The organism is Novosphingobium mathurense, assembly GCF_900168325.1.
Lineage (GTDB): Bacteria > Pseudomonadota > Alphaproteobacteria > Sphingomonadales > Sphingomonadaceae > Novosphingobium > Novosphingobium mathurense.
Genome location: NZ_FVZE01000008.1, coordinates 33,598 through 53,313, shown reverse-complemented (window position 1 = coordinate 53,313; position 19,716 = coordinate 33,598). Strand labels below are relative to the sequence as shown.

The 19,716-nt window shown below is 64.2% G+C and carries 23 protein-coding genes and 2 tRNA genes; 8 read left to right on the top strand and 17 right to left on the bottom strand.

Annotation, left to right across the window (positions count from 1 at the left end; genetic code table 11):
• Positions 1-23 precede the first annotated feature (23 nt).
• The 8 genes from frr to B5483_RS18765 all read right to left on the bottom strand — a co-directional run bounded on the left by frr (position 24) and on the right by B5483_RS18765 (position 6,494).
• On the bottom strand, positions 24-581 hold the full coding sequence (gene frr / locus B5483_RS18800) for a ribosome recycling factor (protein WP_054948531.1): 558 nt from the start codon (positions 579-581) through the stop codon (positions 24-26).
• Between the two features lie 5 nt (positions 582-586).
• The gene (gene pyrH / locus B5483_RS18795; protein WP_054948532.1) at positions 587-1,309 is read right to left on the bottom strand and encodes a UMP kinase; all 723 of its coding nucleotides are present in this window, start codon (positions 1,307-1,309) and stop codon (positions 587-589) included.
• A gap of 191 nt (positions 1,310-1,500) precedes the next feature.
• Positions 1,501-2,043 (bottom strand): carboxymuconolactone decarboxylase family protein, encoded by a 543-nt coding sequence (locus tag B5483_RS18790; RefSeq protein ID WP_054948533.1) that lies wholly within the window; start codon positions 2,041-2,043, stop codon positions 1,501-1,503.
• 216 nt (positions 2,044-2,259) lie between these two features.
• Positions 2,260-3,183, bottom strand: coding sequence for a translation elongation factor Ts (gene tsf / locus B5483_RS18785; RefSeq protein WP_054948513.1), 924 nt, complete (start codon positions 3,181-3,183; stop codon positions 2,260-2,262).
• A 98-nt stretch (positions 3,184-3,281) separates the two neighbouring features.
• Entirely contained in the window at positions 3,282-4,046 is a 765-nt protein-coding gene (rpsB, locus tag B5483_RS18780; RefSeq protein ID WP_054948514.1) for a 30S ribosomal protein S2, read from the bottom strand.
• Between the two features lie 664 nt (positions 4,047-4,710).
• The gene (pssA, locus tag B5483_RS18775) at positions 4,711-5,565 is read right to left on the bottom strand and encodes a CDP-diacylglycerol--serine O-phosphatidyltransferase (protein WP_079731522.1); all 855 of its coding nucleotides are present in this window, start codon (positions 5,563-5,565) and stop codon (positions 4,711-4,713) included.
• Positions 5,562-6,311: a phosphatidylserine decarboxylase gene (locus B5483_RS18770; RefSeq protein WP_054948516.1), complete on the bottom strand. Its 750-nt coding sequence runs from the start codon at positions 6,309-6,311 to the stop codon at positions 5,562-5,564. Before B5483_RS18770 ends, pssA begins: the two co-directional genes overlap by 4 nt.
• A gap of 97 nt (positions 6,312-6,408) precedes the next feature.
• Positions 6,409-6,494, bottom strand: a tRNA-Tyr gene (locus B5483_RS18765).
• A 220-nt stretch (positions 6,495-6,714) separates the two neighbouring features.
• Here B5483_RS18765 and B5483_RS18760 point away from each other — a divergent pair.
• Both B5483_RS18760 and B5483_RS18755 read left to right on the top strand, forming a co-directional pair.
• Entirely contained in the window at positions 6,715-7,455 is a 741-nt protein-coding gene (locus tag B5483_RS18760) for a TrmH family RNA methyltransferase (RefSeq protein WP_176168110.1), read from the top strand.
• 42 nt (positions 7,456-7,497) lie between these two features.
• Positions 7,498-8,343 (top strand): hypothetical protein, encoded by an 846-nt coding sequence (locus tag B5483_RS18755; RefSeq protein ID WP_245829387.1) that lies wholly within the window; start codon positions 7,498-7,500, stop codon positions 8,341-8,343.
• Positions 8,344-8,500: 157 nt separating this feature from the next.
• Here B5483_RS18755 and B5483_RS18750 read toward each other — a convergent pair whose 3' ends face one another.
• The 4 genes from B5483_RS18750 to B5483_RS18735 form a co-directional block, all read right to left on the bottom strand.
• Complete coding sequence (locus tag B5483_RS18750) at positions 8,501-8,773, bottom strand: HU family DNA-binding protein (RefSeq protein ID WP_007013794.1); 273 nt, start codon at positions 8,771-8,773, stop codon at positions 8,501-8,503.
• Positions 8,774-9,182: 409 nt separating this feature from the next.
• Entirely contained in the window at positions 9,183-9,557 is a 375-nt protein-coding gene (rplS, locus tag B5483_RS18745) for a 50S ribosomal protein L19 (protein WP_054947439.1), read from the bottom strand.
• Complete coding sequence (gene trmD / locus B5483_RS18740; protein ID WP_079731519.1) at positions 9,554-10,300, bottom strand: tRNA (guanosine(37)-N1)-methyltransferase TrmD; 747 nt, start codon at positions 10,298-10,300, stop codon at positions 9,554-9,556. The genes rplS and trmD overlap by 4 nt, the downstream gene beginning before the upstream one ends.
• A gap of 55 nt (positions 10,301-10,355) precedes the next feature.
• On the bottom strand, positions 10,356-11,270 hold the full coding sequence (locus B5483_RS18735; protein ID WP_079731518.1) for a LysR substrate-binding domain-containing protein: 915 nt from the start codon (positions 11,268-11,270) through the stop codon (positions 10,356-10,358).
• A 113-nt stretch (positions 11,271-11,383) separates the two neighbouring features.
• Here B5483_RS18735 and B5483_RS18730 point away from each other — a divergent pair, with 113 nt between their 5' ends.
• Entirely contained in the window at positions 11,384-11,704 is a 321-nt protein-coding gene (locus tag B5483_RS18730) for a hypothetical protein (protein WP_054948320.1), read from the top strand.
• A gap of 91 nt (positions 11,705-11,795) precedes the next feature.
• Here B5483_RS18730 and rimM read toward each other — a convergent pair whose 3' ends face one another.
• From rimM to B5483_RS18705, 5 genes are all read right to left on the bottom strand, one after another.
• Positions 11,796-12,305: a ribosome maturation factor RimM gene (rimM, locus tag B5483_RS18725; RefSeq protein ID WP_079731517.1), complete on the bottom strand. Its 510-nt coding sequence runs from the start codon at positions 12,303-12,305 to the stop codon at positions 11,796-11,798.
• A gap of 19 nt (positions 12,306-12,324) precedes the next feature.
• A complete protein-coding gene (gene rpsP, locus B5483_RS18720; RefSeq protein ID WP_079731516.1) occupies positions 12,325-12,768 on the bottom strand; it encodes a 30S ribosomal protein S16 in 444 nt (147 codons plus the stop codon).
• 31 nt (positions 12,769-12,799) lie between these two features.
• Complete coding sequence (gene ffh / locus B5483_RS18715) at positions 12,800-14,257, bottom strand: signal recognition particle protein (RefSeq protein WP_054948323.1); 1,458 nt, start codon at positions 14,255-14,257, stop codon at positions 12,800-12,802.
• A 164-nt stretch (positions 14,258-14,421) separates the two neighbouring features.
• A tRNA-Ala gene (locus B5483_RS18710) sits at positions 14,422-14,497 on the bottom strand.
• Between the two features lie 168 nt (positions 14,498-14,665).
• Positions 14,666-14,986 carry a TIGR02300 family protein gene (locus B5483_RS18705; protein WP_054948324.1) on the bottom strand — a complete coding sequence of 107 codons (321 nt, stop codon included), beginning with the start codon at positions 14,984-14,986 and terminating at the stop codon, positions 14,666-14,668.
• A 205-nt stretch (positions 14,987-15,191) separates the two neighbouring features.
• On the opposite strand from B5483_RS18705, the gene aroA reads away from it, so the two are divergent.
• The 5 genes from aroA to rpsA all read left to right on the top strand — a co-directional run bounded on the left by aroA (position 15,192) and on the right by rpsA (position 19,705).
• Positions 15,192-16,520 (top strand): 3-phosphoshikimate 1-carboxyvinyltransferase, encoded by a 1,329-nt coding sequence (gene aroA, locus B5483_RS18700; protein WP_079731575.1) that lies wholly within the window; start codon positions 15,192-15,194, stop codon positions 16,518-16,520.
• Complete coding sequence (locus B5483_RS18695) at positions 16,517-16,798, top strand: CBU_0592 family membrane protein (protein ID WP_054948325.1); 282 nt, start codon at positions 16,517-16,519, stop codon at positions 16,796-16,798. Before aroA ends, B5483_RS18695 begins: the two co-directional genes overlap by 4 nt.
• Before the next feature lie 92 nt (positions 16,799-16,890).
• Positions 16,891-17,109: a hypothetical protein gene (locus tag B5483_RS18690; protein ID WP_139384067.1), complete on the top strand. Its 219-nt coding sequence runs from the start codon at positions 16,891-16,893 to the stop codon at positions 17,107-17,109.
• Positions 17,110-17,147: 38 nt separating this feature from the next.
• The gene (locus B5483_RS18685; protein ID WP_054948327.1) at positions 17,148-17,780 is read left to right on the top strand and encodes a (d)CMP kinase; all 633 of its coding nucleotides are present in this window, start codon (positions 17,148-17,150) and stop codon (positions 17,778-17,780) included.
• Positions 17,781-18,001: 221 nt separating this feature from the next.
• Entirely contained in the window at positions 18,002-19,705 is a 1,704-nt protein-coding gene (gene rpsA / locus B5483_RS18680; protein WP_054948328.1) for a 30S ribosomal protein S1, read from the top strand.
• Positions 19,706-19,716: the final 11 nt, after the last annotated feature.

Genomic DNA, 19,716 nt, shown 5'->3' with positions numbered 1-19,716 from the left:
CGATCCGGACCGAACGCGCATCCTCACTTGTTGAGGATTTCCTTCTCCTTGTGCGCCAGAACGTCGTCGACGGCCTTGATCTGCTCGTCGGTCAGCTTCTGGACATCAGCCTCGGCGCGCTTCTTCTCGTCCTCGGAGATTTCCTTCTTGTTCTCGTCGGCCTTGAGCGATTCCATGCCATCGCGGCGCACGTTGCGGATCGCGACGCGGGCCTTCTCCGCGTACTGTCCGGCAAGCTTGGCAAGCTCCTTGCGGCGCTCCTCGGTCAGATCCGGGATCGGCAGCCGCAGCGTGTTGCCATCGTTGATCGGATTGAGGCCCAGACCGGCCGAACGGATCGCCTTCTCTACCGGGCCGATGTTTGACTTGTCCCAGACCTGCACCGAAAGCAGGCGCGGTTCGGGGGCCGAGATCGTCGCAACCTGGACGATCGGCATCATGGCTCCGTAAACCTCGACGGTGATCGGCTCCAGCAGCGCGGTATTGGCACGGCCGGTGCGCAGACCGGAGAGGTCGTGCTTGAACGATTCCACGGCGCCGTGCATGCGGCGTTCGAGATCGGCCTTGTCGTACTTGGCCATGGCTATCAGGCTCCTTTCTGGACGATCGTCTGCGTGCCCTCACCCGCGAGAACCCGGGCAAGGTTGCCCTTCTCTCGGATCGAGAACACGACGATCGGAATCGAATTGTCGCGACACAGGGCAACGGCACTGGCGTCCATCACCTTGAGATTATCGGCGAGGACAGTGTCGTAATCCACTGCCTGGTAACGCTTTGCGTCAGGATTGGTCTTGGGATCGCTGTCATAGACACCATCGACACTGGTGCCCTTGAGCAGCGCGTCGCAGCCCATCTCCGCGGCACGCAGGGCGGCGCCGGAATCGGTTGTGAAGTACGGCGCGCCAACACCGGCGGCGAAGATCACCACCCGGCCCTTTTCAAGATGGCGTTCGGCACGGCGGCGGATCACCGGTTCGCAGACCTGGTCCATCTGCACTGCGGACTGCACCCGCGTCTCGACGCCAAGCTGCTCGAGCGCGTTCTGCATCGCCAGCGCGTTCATGACAGTCGCCAGCATGCCCATGTAGTCGGCCTGGGCACGGTCCATGCCCTTGGCCGCGCCGGCCATGCCGCGGAAAATGTTGCCCCCGCCGATCACCAGGCAGATTTCCAGCCCGGTTTCCTTGGCCGCCTTCACTTCCTTGGCCAGTTCGGCCACGAATTCCGAGTCGATGCCGAACTGCTGCTCCCCCATAAGTACTTCGCCCGACAGCTTCAGCAGGACGCGTTTATAGGAGGGATTGCTCATTGGCCGAATTTCTCACGCAGGGGGATGAACGGCCATCGCATTAGGGGGCGGCGCGCGGATTGCCAAGGGGCGAGCTTGCGCAAATGCACCTCGCAGCGACGCGCGTCTCCGTCGTTTCGGCTGATCGCCTCGATCCCGACGCAAGACGGGGCGCAGCACCCAGGCGCCACGCCCCACTCTTCCTTGCCGGATCAGGCCGCCACGCTCTCCAGCGGACCGCCCACCGAGCACGCGGTATCGACACCCAGCACGTGGGCCACACGACCGAGCGCCATCCACGCCGCCGTGCTGTATGTGAGATCGACAATCTCTTCATCACTGAGCGCGCCCTTGAGCTTGGCCCAGAATTCCTCATCGCCGGAAAGACCGCGTGGATCGGTGCCCATACGCTGCGAGTACTGCACGGCAAGCCGCTCACGCTCGCTGAGCGACGACAGATCGCCATTGAGGACGGCCTGGTACATCGCCTCGTCGGGTGCATCGTCCTGGTCGATCACGCCATGTTCGACGCCAAGCAGGCCCAAGTCGCGCTGCGAGCGCCAGTTCATGCACACGATGCAACCGTTGATCACGGCCGTCGCGATACGGCAGGCTTCGAACATGCGCAGCGGCAACTTCGAATGGCGGTAAGGCGCCATCGAGAATGCGCCGCCGGCCTTGGTGATTTCGGGACAATACTGCGCTGAAAGATCCGGGATCGCATTGCCCGGCTGGGGTGCCAGTTCGACTCGCATAGGACGCTCTCTCCTCTCGGCCGACCCTCGCCCGGGTCGGTTCTCCGACCGAAAGCCCTGATGGCTCCGGCTCGGCGACAAGGCTACGCGGTCAGAACAAAAAGTCAAACATGCCTGTTTTAGGGGGCTGCACGGTCAACGCGGCAAAAGAGAACGGGCCGGGAAGTCTGCACTTCCCGGCCCGTCCTGATAATTCCCGAAGGAAGCTGGCTGAAATCAGCCGGCAACCGCCGCGGCGACTTCGGCTGCGAAGTCCGACACTTCCTTCTCGATGCCTTCGCCGAGCTGGAAGCGCACGAAGTCCTTGAGGACGATCTTCGTGCCGGCTTCCTTGCCAGCCTGGTCGACGACCTGCTGAACCGGGGTCTTGTTGTCCATGACGAAGACCTGGCTGAGCAGCGCGTTTTCCTTGGCGTACTTGGCGATCGCGCCTTCGACCATCTTTTCCTGGACGTTCTCGGGCTTGCCCGATTCGGCGGCCTTTTCCTTGGCGATCTTGCGCTCGCGCTCGATCAGATCGGCATCGAGATCGTCGGCATTGAGAGCCAGCGGGAAGGCCGCGGCGATGTGCATCGCGATCTGCTTGCCCAGACCTTCGAGGACGTCGGCCGAAGCGTCCGACTCGAGAGCGACGAGAACGCCGATCTTGCCGAGGTTCGGAGCGGCAGCGTTGTGCATGTAGGGAACGATGAGGCCCTGCGAGACTTCGACCGTCTTCATGCGGCGAACCTGCTGGTTTTCACCGATGGTGGCAACGTTGTTGGTCAGCGCTTCGCCGACGGTACCACCGGTCGGGTAAGCAGCGGCCTTGAGCGCTTCGATGTCGTCGCCGGCAACGCCCAGCGCGACTTCGGTGGTCTTGCGCACGAAGTCCTGGAACTGGTCGTTCTTGGCAACGAAGTCGGTTTCCGAGTTGACCTCTACGGCAACGCCCTTGGTGCCGGTAACGGCAACGCCGACCAGACCTTCAGCCGCGGTGCGGCTCGACTTCTTGGCAGCGGCAGCGAGACCCTTGGCGCGCAGCGCGTCGACAGCGGCTTCGATGTCGCCGTTCGTTTCGTCGAGAGCCTTCTTGCAGTCCATCATGCCGGCGCCGGTGCGCTCGCGCAGATTCTTCACGTCAGCGGCGGTGTAGGCCATCGCTTTTATCCTTCTTCAGTAATTGACAGGCGCGCCGGGCCCGATGGACCCGGCGCGCGACATTTCAATGACGAAAATGCCGAATTGCGTCGGGCCGATCAGGCCCCTGCGGTTTCCGCAGCAGCTTCGGCGACCGGCTCATCCATGGCGCCGATGTCGGCACCCGAGTCGACAACCGCGTTCTGACCACCCTTGGTGGCAGCCTGGGCGATCGCATCGCAGTAGAGGCGAACGGCGCGGCTGGCGTCGTCGTTACCCGGGATCGGGAACGCAATGCCTTCGGGGCTGACGTTGGTGTCGAGCACGGCGACGACCGGAATACCAAGGGTATTGGCTTCCTTGATGGCCAGGTCTTCCTTGTTGGCGTCGATCACGAACATCACGTCCGGGATGCCGCCCATGTCGCGAATACCGCCGAGCGAAAGCTCGAGCTTGTCGCGCTCGCGGGTGAGCTGGAGCACTTCCTTCTTGGTGAGACCGGTGGTGTCGCCCGAAAGCTGCTCTTCAAGAGCCTTGAAGCGCTTGATCGAACCCGAGATGGTCTTCCAGTTGGTGAGCATGCCGCCCAGCCAGCGGTGGTTGACGAAGTGCTGACCGCAGGCGCGCGCGGCCTGAGCGATCGGCTCCTGTGCCTGGCGCTTGGTGCCGACGAAGAGCACCTTGCCGCCGGCCTGAACGGTAGCCGAAACGAAGTCGAGAGCGCGAGCCATGAGCGGCACGGTCTGCGACAGGTCGATGATGTGGATTCCGTTGCGGGCGCCGAAGATGTACGGCTTCATCCGCGGATTCCAGCGGTGGGTCTGATGGCCGAAGTGAGCGCCGGCCTCGATAAGCTGCTGCATGGTGACGACAGGAGCCGCCATAGATAATTCCTTTCCGGTTGCACCTCTGGAAGGCTGGAACCGTGCGGCCGGGCAAGAAACCCCTCGATCCGCTGCGGCACCGGTATGTGCGCCTTCCATGTGGATTTGCCCTCCGCGATCTGCCGGGAATCGACAGGCACCGCTCAGGCGGGGCCGCCCATAGCCCTGTCCCCGGCAGAAATCCAGCGCCAAATTGCGCCGTGCCCGCCCTGTCCTCGACCGATCGCCTCGGAAACGGAGCCGATCCCCGGGGACGATCCCCAGTCGCTACCCTAGGACACATCCTTAAGGGAGTCCCGAAATGCGCAGCCATTCCAACGCCCTGACATGCCGATCGCAAAATCCGCTTGACTTGATGAGAACAAAATCAGAACAAAGACCGCAAGGAACATTGGTAGAACAGATTCGTTATTTCCACAAGCTGTCCACAGCCCAGTCCTCCGCCGGACCGGGCCCTGGCTCGAAAGGAAAATGGTAATGACTGCATTTGCCGCTTCGCTTTTCGCCCTTGGCGCGATGGTGTCGCTCTGGGTCATCTTCGCGAGCTGGATGCGCCACGGCCGCAAGGCATTCTCCCTGCGCGCAGAGCTTCAGGCTTGCCCTGCCACGCTCACGGTCACGTGGAAGATGATCGAGCGGGTGCCGGTACCGACCCTTGCCGCACTCAGGACGGATCGGAAGGTGCGCTCGCCCCGTCGCCAGTCGCAGCGGCCGGCGCTGGTATGGCCTGGTCTCGAGCACGCAGCCTGACCTTTGCATAGGAAGCGATTCCCAGCGGGATCAGGGCAATGTAGCCCAGCGTGATGACCGCCAGCGTGTACCAGGGCTCGGTCAGCAGCGCGGCCACCGTAAGCCCGACGACCGCAATCAAGCCGATGCGCAAGTCACGCGGAGGCTGCAGCTTCGACCAACTCAGGGTCGGCACGCTAGAGATCATCAGGAAAGCGATCAGGACCATCCAGATGCTGACGGCAACGTCGTTGGCAAATTCAGGGATGCCGGTCGCGATCCACAGGTACATCGGCAGGAACGCAAGCCCTGCTCCCAGCGGGGCAGGAACGCCGGTCAGGAAACCGGCCTGCTTGTGCGGCTGATCGAGCATGTCGAGGCGGGCATTGAAGCGCGCCAGACGCAGCACGCAGCAGATCGCAAACGCCAGCGAGGCAATCCATCCCAGGCTGGGCAACTGGTGCAACGTCCACAGGTAAACGATCAACGCAGGCGCCACGCCGAAGGAAATCGAATCGGCGAGACTGTCGAGCTCGGCCCCGAAGCGGGTCTGCGCACGCAGCAGCCTGGCTGCGCGGCCATCGATACCATCGAGCAATCCGGCCAGAATCACTGCCTGCACCGATTTCTCGAAATCTCCCGCAATCGCAAAGCGAATCCCGGTCAGGCCGGAACACAGCGCCGCTGCGGTGATGGCATTGGGCACGATCGCCCGCATCGAGAGCCCACGCGCAAGCCGACGACGCGGCGAAAGCCGATCGTCGACAAGCGGATCGGACTCGTCGATCACTGGGCGACGCCCTCGATGACGCGGGCTTCGGATACTTCGGCAAGGACCGTTTCACCGGCAACGATGCGCTGGCCCATGAGAACCTTCGGTTCGGTGCCGGCCGGAAGGTAGACGTCGACGCGGCTACCGAAGCGAATCAGGCCAACGCGCTGGCCGGCGGCAAGAATGTCGCCCGGCTTGACGAACGGAACGATTCGACGCGCAACCAGCCCTGCAATCTGCGTGAAGCAGATGCGCAGGCCATCGCCGCGCTCGATCAGGATGTGCTGACGTTCGTTTTCCTCGCTCGCCTTGTCGAGATCGGCGTTCACGAATTTTCCGGGGATATAGATCACCCGGCGAACGGTGCCGCCGATCGGTGCGCGATTGATGTGGACGTCGAACACGCTCATGAAAATGGAAATGCGCGTAACCGGCTCAGGATCCATCGGCCTGGCGCCGCTGCCGTCCTCCATGGTCAGTTCACGCGGAGGCGCGACCTTCTGGATCAACGTGACAAGGCCATCGGCCGGCGCAACGATCGCGCGCTCGTCCTGCGGCGTCACGCGAACAGGATCGCGGAAGAAGGCCAGTACGCACAAGGTGAGCACAGCAAGCGGCCAACCGACCCACGGGCCCAGCAGCAACCAGCCTGCAACCGCGATCACACCGGCGATGCCGCCGAACTTGCGACCTTCGGGATGGATGGAGGGCCAGCGCCACGAAGCTTCGCCGCGACCTTGGTTATCGAGAATATCTCCGGGCATGGCTCTCTTCTAGAAGTGCTCGTCGGATACCGCAATGCCAAGGAATACCGTAGCTTCCCCGGAGGGGTGTCTCCGATGTCGGTGATGGGGAAGCTGGTGGTGGACAGGGCTGGATTCGAACCAACGTACGCTTGCGCGGGCAGATTTACAGTCTGCTGCCTTTAACCACTCGGCCACCTGTCCACACCAGTTCTGGCTTGCGGGAAAACCCGCTTTGGTGAGGCTCCAGGAAGGAGCCCGTTGCCGAGGAGCCGCGCCTTTGCCGAAGCGAGCCTTGCCTGTCAATGGGGTGACTGGCAGGAGCGAAAATAGTTTTTTGTTGAAAGGACATTTCATGAATAAGCGCGGCGAACATCAGGGGGGTGGAAAACCCGCCCGGGCCCTACGCGGAAGGGCCGGCCGCATGAAGAACGGGCGCGGTAGCGGTCGCGCCTCCTCGGGCATGGTTCGCCTGTGGGGAAGACATGCCGTGGAAGCCGCCCTCAAGAATCCGGACCGCAGTCACCGCAAATTGTGGGCGACTCGCGAAGGCGTTGATTCGCTCGACGGGGAACTCCCGAGCGATTTTTCGGTCGAATGGGCACAACCGGCCGATCTTGCCCGACTCGTTGCCCGCGACGCGCCGCACCAGGGCCTCGTGCTCGAATGCGAACCGCTCGATGACGTATTCCTTGCCGATGTGCTCGACGGCGACCCGGCACGCCCGGTGCTCGTGCTCGACCAGGTCACCGATCCCCACAACGTCGGCGCGATCATGCGTTCGGCCCTCGCCTTCAATGCCTGTGCGATCGTCACGCAGGACCGTCACGCGCCGCCCGAATCGGGTACGCTGGCGAAATCGGCTTCCGGCGCGCTCGAAGTGCTGCCGTGGGTGCGCGTCGTGAACCTCGCCCGCGCGCTCGAAGAGATCGCCGAGGCGGGATACTGGCGAATCGGCCTGGACGGCGAAGCGGAAGCGACGCTGGCCGAAGCCCTGCCCGCCGGTCCAGTCGCGCTCGTTCTCGGGGCCGAAGGCGACGGCATGCGCCACAACATCGTCCAGCATTGCGATGCGATCGCCAAACTGCCGATCAGCAGCGAGATGGAAAGCCTCAATGTCAGCAATGCCGCGGCCATCGCGCTTTACGCCATCGCGACGCGCTGACTTCGGAAATCCGCCACAGCTCTGAAACCAGGGGGAACAGAGATGCGACACTTCACAATGCCCGGAATGCCCGGCCGCAGGGCGTTGACCGTCCTGTCGGCCACGGCCCTCACCCTGCTGCTGGCCGCGTGTATCTTCGCGCCCGGCAAGTTCACCTCGCAACTGGACCTGCGCAAGGACCGCAGCTTTGCGTTTCGCTACACCGGTGAAATCCTGATGGTGCCGCTGATGGAAGCGTCCAAGAAGCAGGCCTTCGAACCGGAAACCTGCTACGCCGAAGACAGCTTCGAAGAGCGCAAGTGCACCAATGAGGAGATCGCGCAGCAGAAGCAGGAATGGGAAAAGTCGCGCGAGGAAAGCAAGCAGAAGGACGCGCAAGCCGCGCAGATGCTGCTTGGCGGGATCGACCCGAGCAATCCTGAATCGGGCAAGGCAATTGCCGAGAAGCTGCGGCGCCAGGCCGGTTGGAACAAGGTCGAGTATATCGGCAAGGGCAAGTTCGATGTCGACTTCGCCATTGAAGCCCGTCTCGACCACGATTTCACCTTCCCGACCTTCGAAGGCATGCCGATGACCAACGCCTTCGTGCAGCTCTCGCTGCGCCAGGACGGCACGGTCCGGATCGATGCGCCCGGCTTCGGCCCAGCCAACAGCCCGGGCGCCATGGCAGGTATGATGTCGGGCATGGCCAAAGGCGCATCGGGCGGGGATGACGACGCGGCCACGCAGGCAGATGGCACCTTCGCCATCCGGACCGACGCGCAGATCCTTGCCAACAACACCGATGAAGGCCCCAAGGTGGCCGCGGGCGGTACCCAGACGCTGACCTGGCAGGTCAACCCGCGCACGCCCGCAGCGCCCACGGCCCTGCTCAAGCTGGCGCCCTGAACGCGACAGGGCCCGGGAGCGTCATGCGCTCCCGGGCCCTGCTATCGACGCTCGGCTATCGCTGAGCCCAAGCCCCAATAAGAAACGCCGCGCCGACCCTGAGGTCGACGCGGCGTGATCTTTTCAACCTGTGAGGCGAACAGGCTGGCCGTCCAGATTAGTTGACGGCGTCCTTGAGGCCCTTGCCAGCCTTGAACTTCGGCTGAGCCGAAGCCTTGATTTCCATCGGCTCGCCGGTGCGCGGGTTGCGGCCGGTCGAAGCCTTGCGCTTGGCAACCGAGAAAGTGCCGAAACCAACCAGGCGAACCTCGTCACCCTTCTTCAGCGCGCCGGTGATTGCGTCGAAGACGCCTTCAACGGCCTTGGTCGCATCGCTGCGGGTCAGACCGCTGGTGTCGGCAACTGCGCTGATGAGATCATTCTTGTTCATTATGGGTACCCCCTAACCTTTCAGTGGAACCGGATGTGATGGGATAGTTGAATCGCCTCTTGAATGGCCCGGGAATTGAGCGGGTTTTCTCTGCCGTGTCAAAGGCAAAACAGGCCAAAAACCCGCACTTAATCGCGTTTTTCCGCCATTCTTGTGACGAATTGCGATTGTGCAGCGCAATATCGAATGGCCAGCGCCAATTCGACTCGCTGCGCCAGCGCGATCCCGGCAGGGCAAATTCCGACGACGCGCAACCGCGTCATTCGGCGTAACCCCGATTCGGGTGTTAAATTCCTGTAATCTTTAGGGCTCGGCAGCCGCCATGCGATTGCAGGAGAGCGCAAAAAAGGCGGTCCGAACCGAACCGCCTCTCAAGCTGCCCGCCCGAAGGCAGGCAATGTGCCGATGCTTACGCGTCGGAACCGGTGCGAACATCGCGGCGCTCGGCGATGCGGGCGCGCTTACCGGTACGACCGCGCAGGTAGTACAGCTTGGCACGACGCACGACGCCGCGGCGAACCACGGTGATCGAATCGATGTTCGGCGAGTACAGCGGGAAAACGCGTTCCACGCCTTCACCGAAGCTGATCTTGCGGACGGTGAAGTTCGAACCCATGCCACGGTTCGAACGCGCGATGCACACGCCTTCGAAGTTCTGGACGCGGGTACGGGTACCTTCGACGACCTTCACGCCGACGCGGACGGTGTCGCCCGGACGGAACTCAGGGATATCCTTGCCGGCCTTGGCAATTTCCTCGGCCTCGATCTGCTGAATCAGGTTCATGAACCCAAATCCTCATCTTTGTGCCGCGCGCCAGAGGCAGACTGGTCCCGAGCGCCCCTATGACGCTCCCAAAGGTCCGGTCTGCGTAACCGTGTGTCATCTTCCGCCTTTTGTTTCCGCCAGGCAGCGATCTTCGCATGATCCCCCGATCGCAGCACTTCAGGGATCGTGCGCCCTTCCCAATCGGTGGGTCGGGTATAGTGCGGATACTCGAGAAGACCGTCCTCGAACGATTCCTCGGTACCGCTGGAAGCCGCGCCCATTACGCCGGGAAGCAAGCGAATGCAAGCGTCCAGCAGCATCAGGGCCGCAGGTTCTCCGCCGGACAGGACGATATCGCCGACCGACACCTGCTCTACGTTGCGCCCCTCGAAGATCCGCTCGTCGAAGCCCTCGAACCGGCCGCATAGAATGGTCACGCCCGGACCGGCTGCGAGTTCACGCACCCGGGCCTGCGAAACCGGACGGCCGCGCGGCGTCATCGCGATCACCGGGGCTTCGGGACTGAGGCTGCGGGCATGGTCGATGGCCGCGGCCAGAACGTCGGCCTTGAGCACCATGCCCGCGCCGCCGCCTGCCGGCGTGTCATCCACCGTGCGGTGCTTGTCCCTGGCAAAGTCGCGGATCTGCACGGTCTCGATCGACCACTTGCCCTCGGCAAGGCCACGCCCGGCGAGCGAAATGCCGAGCGGTCCGGGAAACATGTCGGGATAGAGCGTGAGAACGGTGGCCGCGAAAGTCATCCCGGCGGCAAAGCCCAAATCGGTGGCGCGGGCAAGAGCCCCTCACGCGAAAATGTCAAAGTGGCGTGAAGACTTCGGCCGGCATGACGTCGCGATAGCCTTCGAGTTCCTCCAGCAGCCATTCGCGCAAACGCTCTATCTTGCGCACACCCACGCGATGGGCAGGATGGACCAGCCAATGCGCAGTGCCCGGCATATATAGAGTATCGAAGGGCTGGATAAGGCGACCGCTTTCCAGTTCCGTGCGCCAGAACAGCGGCGACATCAGAGCCACGCCATAGCTCTCCTGGACGATGCTCGCTTCCTGCGACTGGTTGTCCATGACGATACCCCGGCGCGGCGCGAGCTTGGCCTCGACCCCGGCAGCGGAGAACCAGCCGGACCAAACGGCATCGTTCGGGGCAAGCCGCTCGACGCGCAGGAGATCCTCGGGCTTGCTGATCGCATTCGCCTCAAGGAATTCGCGCGTACAGATCGGCGAGAAATGCTGGCGGAACAGAAAGGTGCTGCGCAGCCCCTCCCAGACGCCGGAACCGGCGCGTATCGCCACGTCGAACGAAGAATTGGCAAGGTCGATCGCCTCGTTCGCAAGCGACAGGCGCACGGCCAGATCGGGAAAGCGCATCTGGAAACGGCCGATGCGCCCGCTCAACCAGACGCTTCCCAGCGAGATAGCGGCATTGATCGCCAGGACTTCGTGATCTTCCTCACGCAGCGCCGCAAAGGCGTCGGCCATGCCGGCGAAGGCTGCCGTTACGGCGGGGAGCAGCCGATGCCCCGCCTCGGACAGGCGCACCCTGCCCTTCTCGCGCACGAAGAGAGAGCGCCCGAGCCGGTCCTCCAACTGGCGCACCTGATAGCTGACCGCCGCCTGCGTCATTCCGAGCTCTTCCGCCGCGCGCGAGAAATTCTCGAGGCGTCCGGCCGCTTCGAAGGCGCGCACTGCGGTGAGCGGAGGGAGCGGGTCCATCCTGCAATCATAAGTCAGCCTTATACCCTCCGCCAGTGCTTTTGTTGGCCTAGCGGCACCTGCAGGCGCATCAGGATGGGGACAGGACAGTCCTCCAAAGAAGGAGCAGGACCATGCAGGACGAACACTTCATCAGGGATTGGAACGCCGGCCATGCCAGATTTACCGGCGATCTGGAGCGGGTATTGTCGCGACTGGCGCGGCGCCTTCGTCCCCGGTCGGGAAACGAAGATGCAATAGGCAAGGCTTATGAGCCCTGCGAAGAGACGGCACTTTCCCGCAAGGCCCGCTTGACCGGCATCGCGGTTATCGGGGGCATGTCGGCCGGAACCAGCCTCGCCGTGCTGCTGCTTGGTCTGGCCGCGATCACCTACCCGGTGCCCGGCCATGCCGTCAGCGCAACGCAGGCGATTTGCGCGAGCGCCATCGCCTGAAACGTCGAACAGATAGACGCCACGGCGCGCCCAAGCGTTCATCAGGTCGGGAAACGAAGAAGGCCGCGCACGAGGCGCGGCCTTCTCCTGTTCATTCTTCCGCGAATGCGGCGGCGATCACCAGCTTCTCGTGATCCCATCGGGGCACGGCAGCCTCGATCATCGGGACCATGAAGCGGCGGCGCTTGCCGTCTTCGCCCGGTGGTCGCTCGATCTCGACGACGTCGCCGGCTCCGAAGTTCTCCACCGCGACACAAGTACCGAGCGCTTCGCCGTTATCGGAGAAGGCAGCAAGGCCGATAAGGTCCGCGAAGTAGTACTCGCCATCCTCCAGCGCGGGCATGGCCGAGCGAGGCACGGTGAGCGCGGTGCCGCGCAGCTTCTCGGCGGCGTTGCGGTCAGCCACTTCCTCGAAGCGGGCGATCGCGCCACCCTTCCCGTCGTCGCGCAGCTTCTTGAGCGTGAGCGCCGAATCGTTGAAGGCGCGGTAGCGCTTGAGCGCCACCACGCCTTCACCGAACAGCTTGAGGCGGACTTCGCCCGTCACGCCATGGGCGCCGGAGACGGCAGCCAGCGTGACCGGGCGGTCGTTATCAGCCACAGGTCGGTCCTATGCGGACTCAGCCTTCGGTCTGTTCCTCGGTCGCTTCGGCAGCGGGAGCTTCCTCCGCAGCCGGTGCTTCCTCGGCCGGAGCTTCTGCAGCAGCCTTGGCAGCCTCTTCGGCCTCACGCAGCTTCTCAGCCTTCTCTTCGGCGCGTTCCTTGGCCTTGTCGCCCGGCTCACCCTTCTTGGGGTTGTTGGTTGCGGCGCGTTCCATGATGCCGGCCTTGTCGAGCATACGGGCAACGCGATCGGTCGGCTGGGCGCCAACGCCGAGCCAGTAGCGCACGCGGTCTTCGTTCAGGCGAACGCGGTTCTCGTCGTCCTTGGCGAGCAGCGGGTTGTAGGTGCCAACCTGCTCGAGGTACTTGCCGTCGCGCGGAGCGCGCGAGTTGGACACGACGACCTTGTAGTACGGGCGCTTCTTGGCACCACCGCGCGAAAGACGGATAGCTACGGACATTGTTCTACCTTTCTGTCAAATTCTGTAAAAATTACTTCTTCAAAAACTTGCTGAGATCGGGCTGACCGGCTCCGCCGAGCCCGGGCAACCCGCCCGCGCCGGGACCGAGGCCCTTGCCGCCAAGACCCGGCATGGCGCCGTCGAGGCCGCCCTTGCCGAACATCGCGGCAAGCCCCTTGAGGCCGCCCATCTTCTTGATCTGCTTCATGGCCTTGGACATCTCCATGTGCATTTTCAGCAGCTTGTTGACGTCCTGGACCTGGGTACCCGAACCGTTGGCGACGCGGATCTTGCGCTTGGCGTTGAGCAGCGCGGGGTTCGCTCGCTCCTTGGGCGTCATCGAACCGATGATCGCGTCCATGCGCAGCAGGACCTTGTCGTCCATGCCCGACTGCTGCATCGCCGCCTTGGCCTTCTTCATGCCGGGCATCATCCCCGCAAGCATGCCAAGACCGCCCATGTTCTGCATCTGGCGCAGCTGGGTGCGCAGGTCGTTCATGTCGAACTTGCCCTGCTCCATGCGCTTGGCCAGCGCCTCGGCTTCCTCGACCTTGACCGATTCGGCTGCCTTCTCGACGAGGCTGACGACGTCGCCCATGCCAAGGATGCGGTTGGCGACGCGGCTCGGGTGGAACACCTCGATCGCATCGGCCTTTTCACCGGTACCGGCGAACTTGATCGGCTTGCCGGTGACCGCGCGCATCGACAGCGCCGCACCGCCGCGGGCATCGCCGTCCATGCGGGTCAGCACGACGCCGGTCAGGTCGACTTCGCCCGCGAAGCTCTGCGCCACGTTGACCGCGTCCTGGCCCGTCAATGAGTCGACAACGAGCAGGGTCTCACGCGGATTCGAGATGGCGGCAACGGCCTTCATCTCGTCCATCAACTGCTGGTCGACGTGGAGACGGCCGGCCGTGTCGAGCAGGAGGACGTCGATCGCCTGCAACTTTGCCGACTGCATCGCGCGGGTGGCGATTTCGGTGGGCTGCTGCCCGGCGATGATCGGCAGGGTGGCAACGCCGACCTGCTCGCCCAGAACCTTGAGCTGTTCCTGCGCCGCCGGACGGTTGACGTCGAGCGAGGCCATCATCGCCTTCTTGCCGTGCTTCTCCTTGAGCAGCTTGGCGATCTTGGCGGTGCTGGTGGTCTTACCCGAGCCTTGCAGACCGACCATCATGATGACGACCGGCGGAGTGGCGTTGAGATCGAGCTCCGGCGTCGTATCGCCGCCGAGCATCTCGACCAGGGCATCGTTGACGATCTTGACGACCTGCTGGCCCGGTGTGACCGAGCGCAGGACCGACTGGCCTACGGCCTTTTCGGTGACCTGATCGACGAAACGGCGAACGACCGGGAGGGCCACGTCGGCCTCGAGGAGCGCGATGCGCACTTCGCGCATGGCATCGCGGACGTCCTGCTCCTTGAGCGCGCCGCGACCACGCAGCTTGTCGAACACGCCGCCGAGACGATCGGAAAGGCTGTCGAACATGGCCAAACTCCACTTTTGGCAAGCCATCGGCCCGCCAGAACGCCGAAAACGCCGGTAGGCGAAACCTCGCTGACCGGCGTGCCGTGACATTTACGCGAAAAACGCCGGCGGACGAAACCTCGTCGGCCAGCGTATCGCTATCACGCGAAACTCATATGGTGAAATGGTGGAGCCGAGGGGGATCGAACCCCTGACCTCTACAATGCCATTGTAGCGCTCTCCCAGCTGAGCTACGGCCCCGTCCATTTCAGCAGATCGAGCCTGGGAGGTTCGATCCGTTTCCCTTGCGTCGGCGTCGCCTCCGCTTGGGAGGCCGCCCTCTAGTGGGGGGCTTCCCGGTTGGCAAGAGAGAAATTTGCGAGCGTGGAATTTTTTCGCCACGCCCGCGAATTTCTTCAAGCCGCGCGCTTAGTCGTCGCGATCGTCGTCGTCGCCGCCTGCGCCGATGCCGAGATCGTCGTCGCCGCCCAGGTCGACGTCGTTGTCGGGCGAATCGCCGTCGTCATCGATGTCCAGATCGTCATCGGCCAGATCCGAGTCTTCCTGCTCGGGTCCTTCCTTCTTCTGAACTTCCTCATAGGGAATCGGCTGCTTCGACTTCAGCACCGGTTCCGGATGCCACTCGTTGCCGCACTCAATGCAGGTAACCGGGTCATCCTTGCCCAGGTCATAAAAGCGCGTGCCGCATTTCGGGCAGCCGTGCTTGGCGCCCCACTCAGGCTTTGCCATGAAACGTCCTCATCTTTCCGGCCCGAAGGAGCCGGGCGTAAATTCCGTGTCTTGATGGTGGGACAGGCGCGCAAAATCAAGCATGCCGGCCGCATCAGGGCGCGCGCCTTGCCATAGGCGGCCCGCGCTGTCAAAAGCCGCGCGTTTTTGCAGCCCCTGTTAGCCCGAAAGAAGTTCCATCGTGAGCCACGCCGACGCCGCCGCCATGCGCCCCCGCCGCTTCATGCCTAACGGCCCGCTGAAGGGCCGGATTCGCGTCCCCGGGGACAAGTCGATCAGCCACCGCTCGATCATGCTGGGCGCGTTGGCCGTGGGCGAAACGCGCGTGACCGGGCTGCTGGAAGGCGAGGACGTGCTGGCGACGGCTGCGGCGATGCGGGCAATGGGCGCTTCGGTCGAACGCGTGGGCGACAGTGCCTCCGGCGGAGAATGGGTGGTCAACGGCGTGGGCGTAGGCGCCCTGCTCCAGCCCCGGGAGCCGCTCGACATGGGCAACTCGGGCACTTCGACCCGCCTGTTGATGGGCCTGATCGCCAGCCACCCCATCACCGCAACCTTCATCGGCGACGCCAGCCTGTCGAAGCGCCCGATGGGCCGCGTCATCACCCCCCTCTCGCAAATGGGCGCCAGCTTCGAAGCGAGCGAGGGCGGACGCCTGCCGCTGATCCTCAAGGGCACATCGCCCGCGGTGCCGATCACCTACCGCCTGCCCGTCGCCTCCGCGCAAGTGAAGAGCGCAGTTCTGCTCGCGGGGCTGAACACGCCGGGCAAGACCACGGTCATCGAGCCCGTACCCACGCGCGACCACTCGGAACGCATGCTGCGGGGATTCGGCACCCAGCTCGATGTCGAAGTTGAGCCCGACGGCACGCGCATCATTACCGTGACCGGCGAAGCGGAACTGCGCCCGCAGGTCATCGACGTTCCGGGAGATCCTTCGTCTGCCGCCTTCTTCATCGTGGCCGCCCTCCTCGTTCCGGGCAGCGAAGTGCTGATCGAGAACGTCGGCCTCAATCCCACGCGCGCGGGCCTCGTCTCCGTCCTGCGCCAGATGGGCGGCGACATCACCGAGGTAAACCCGCGCGAAGTGGGCGGCGAGCCGGTTGCCGACCTGCTGGTCAGGCACTCGGTCCTCAAGGGGATCGAGGTCGATCCGCAGGTCGCACCCTCGATGATCGACGAGTTCCCCGTCCTGTTCGTCGCGGCCTCATTGGCCGAGGGCACGACGACGACGAGCGGCCTAGACGAGCTGCGCGTCAAGGAATCGGACCGCCTCGCGGTCATGGCTACCGCCCTCAAGGCAGCGGGCGCGCGGATCGAGGAGCGCGAGGACGGCCTCGTGATCGAAGGCACCGGCGGCGAAGCGCTTGCCGGCACGGACGCGGCCATCGCCACGCACCTCGACCACCGCATCGCGATGTCCATGGCGGTGGCGGGGCTCGTGAGCCGCAGCGGTGTGGAAGTCGACGACACCCGTCCGATCGCCACCAGCTTCCCGGTCTTCGAATCGATGCTGGCCGGGCTGGTCGCGTGATCCTGCCGATCTCCTCGCAACTGGCCAACACCCTCGGCTTCGCGGGGATGGCCTGCATCATCTTCGCCTACGCCTACATCACCGGCCGGGAACGGCCGAATCCCTTCGTCCAGCACGGCGTGAACCTGCTGGGGGCGTGCCTGCTGACGGTTTCCCTGCTGGTAAACCTCAATCCGGCATCGCTCGTGCTCGAGGGATTCTGGGCAGCGATTGCGATTTGGGGTCTCATCAAGGCCGTGCGCAATCGCGGCCCCGGAAGCGGTGCGAGGCAGAACTAAGCAATTCGGTAACCCACCTCGCGTAGGGTCCCTGGCGAAACAGGGGACTTGCGATGCGACTGGCGCGACCCGGCGACGGGGACATTGTCACAATGGCCGCCCAAGCGGTCTGGCGCATGCGGCGCGCGATAGCGCAGGCTCCGCTGCTTGTGCTGGTCCCGGCAACGCTCCTGATCGCCGCATTCACCGCGCCGCTCGGCGTACTCCTCCCGCTGCTCGTCTGGCTTGTCCGGCACTCGTGGAACTACGAAGCCGAACTCGCCGAACTCTACGGACGCGACAGCCCGGAACTGGACGATTTCGATCGCTGACCTTGCCTAGCCTTTCGCGAAAGGCCAAAGGCAGCGTCATGATTATCGCCGTCGACGGACCAACCGCCTCGGGCAAGGGCACTATCGCCAGGGCCCTCGCCGCTCACTTCGGACTGCCGCATCTCGACACCGGGCTGCTCTACCGCGCCGTGGGCCGCCAGGTCATGTTGAACGGCGGCAACCCCGACGATCCGCAAGCCGCCCTTGCCGCCTGCGCCTTTCCAGACAGCCTGCTCGACGATCCCGAACTGCGCTCCGAAGCGACCGGGGGCCTGGCAAGCCGCGTATCCATCCACCCCCCGGTGCGCAGCGCCCTCTACGAACGCCAGCGTGCCTTCGCCCTCCAGCAAGGCGGCGCCGTGCTCGACGGACGCGACATCGGCACCGTCATCGCACCTGAGGCGAACGCGAAGCTCTTCATCGACGCCTCGGTCGAAGCCCGGGCCCAGCGCCGCTTCCACGAAATGCTGGAACAGGGGCGCGAGGTCTCGCTGGAGGCCATTACTGCGGACCTTGCCGCACGCGACGAACGCGATCGCAATCGCGCGGATTCGCCGCTCGTCGCCGCGCACGATGCCGTGCTGATCGACACCTCCAGCCTGCGCCGCGAAGAGGCCATCGCCGCAGCGATCGCAGCCGTCGATGCAGCCATGGATCGCGCCGACGCCTGACGGCCGTGCAAGGCCCCATTTCCCTTGCATTTTGCCCCCCCGGGGCGTAGTGGCCGCCGGTCCGACAGGTCCTTGCGGCCTTGAGGACGCCGTGACCGGCATTCGGCCGCCGCGGCAGTTCGGCCCTTTGGCCCGGTCATCGCATGGGGCGGTGAGCGGAGAAAAGACCGGCGGATTCAACCGCCTGGCCGGAAAAATCGTTGAACAGGAAAGACCTGATAATGGCTACTTCTGCCAATCCGACTCGCGACGATTTCGCGAAAATGCTTGACGATCAGCTCGGCGGCGTCGCCGATGACGGCTTCGAAGGCCGTGTCGTCAAGGGCACCATCACCGCCATCGAAAACGACAAGGCCGTCATCGACGTCGGTCTCAAGAGCGAAGGCCGCGTGCCGCTGCGCGAATTCGCGCGCGGTGAAGCCGAGCACGGCCTGAAGGTCGGCGACGAAGTCGAAGTCTACGTCGACCGCGTCGAGAACGCCGACGGCGAAGCGATGCTGTCGCGCGACCGCGCCCGCCGCGAAGCCGCATGGGACAAGCTCGAAAACGAATTCGGCGAAGGCAAGCGCGTCGAAGGCGTGATCTTCGGCCGCGTCAAGGGCGGCTTCACCGTCGACCTCGACGGCGCCGTTGCGTTCCTTCCCGGCTCGCAGGTCGACATCCGCCCCGTGCGCGACGTCACCCCGCTGATGGACGTGCCGCAGCCCTTCCAGATCCTCAAGATGGACCGTCGCCGTGGCAACATCGTCGTGTCGCGCCGCGCCGTCCTCGAAGAGACCCGCGCCGAACAGCGCAGCGAACTCATCGACAAGCTGAGCGAAGGCCAGGTCATCGACGGCGTCGTCAAGAACATCACCGACTACGGTGCGTTCGTTGACCTCGGCGGCATCGACGGCCTGCTCCATGTCACCGACATGAGCTACAAGCGCGTCAACCACCCGAGCGAAGTGATCAACATCGGCGACACCGTCACTGTCCAGATCATCCGCATCAACACCGACACGCAGCGCATCTCGCTGGGCATGAAGCAGCTCGAGAGCGATCCGTGGGAAGGCGCCGCCGCCAAGTACCCGGTCGGCGTGAAGCTGAGCGGCACCGTCACCAACATCACCGAATACGGCGCCTTCGTGGAACTGGAGCCGGGCATCGAGGGCCTCGTCCACGTGTCCGAAATGTCCTGGACCAAGAAGAACGTCCACCCGGGCAAGATCGTTTCGACCTCGCAGGAAGTCGAAGTCATGGTGCTCGAGGTCGACTCCGACAAGCGCCGCATCTCGCTCGGCCTCAAGCAGGCTCAGCAGAACCCCTGGGAAGCCTTCGCCGAGAAGCACCCGGTCGGCTCGCAGGTCGAGGGCGAAGTCAAGAACGCTACCGAATTCGGCCTGTTCATCGGCCTGGACGGCGACGTCGACGGCATGGTCCACATGTCGGACATCGCGTGGGGCATCTCGGGCGAGGACGCCCTGGCCCTGCACCGCAAGGGCGAGCAGGTTTCGGCCGTGGTTCTCGACGTCGACGTCGAGAAGGAACGCATCAGCCTCGGCATGAAGCAGCTTGAGCGTGGCGCTCCGGCCGCTGGCATCGCCGCTGCTGGCAGCACCCTGCGCCGCGGTGAAACCGTCACCGTCACCGTTCTCGAAGTCCGCGACGGCGGCCTGGAAGTCCAGGCCGGCGAAGATGGCGCCACCGGCTTCATCAAGCGTTCGGACCTCGGCCGCGACCGCGACGAACAGCGTCCGGACCGTTTCCAGGTCGGCCAGAAGGTCGATGCCATGGTCACCGGTTTCGACCGCTCGAAGAAGCCGAACTTCTCGATCAAGGCCCGTCAGCTGGCCGAAGAGAAGGAAGCGGTCGAGCAGTACGGTTCGTCGGACTCGGGTGCGTCGCTCGGCGACATCCTCGGCGAAGCGCTCAAGAATCGTTGATTCTCGGGCGT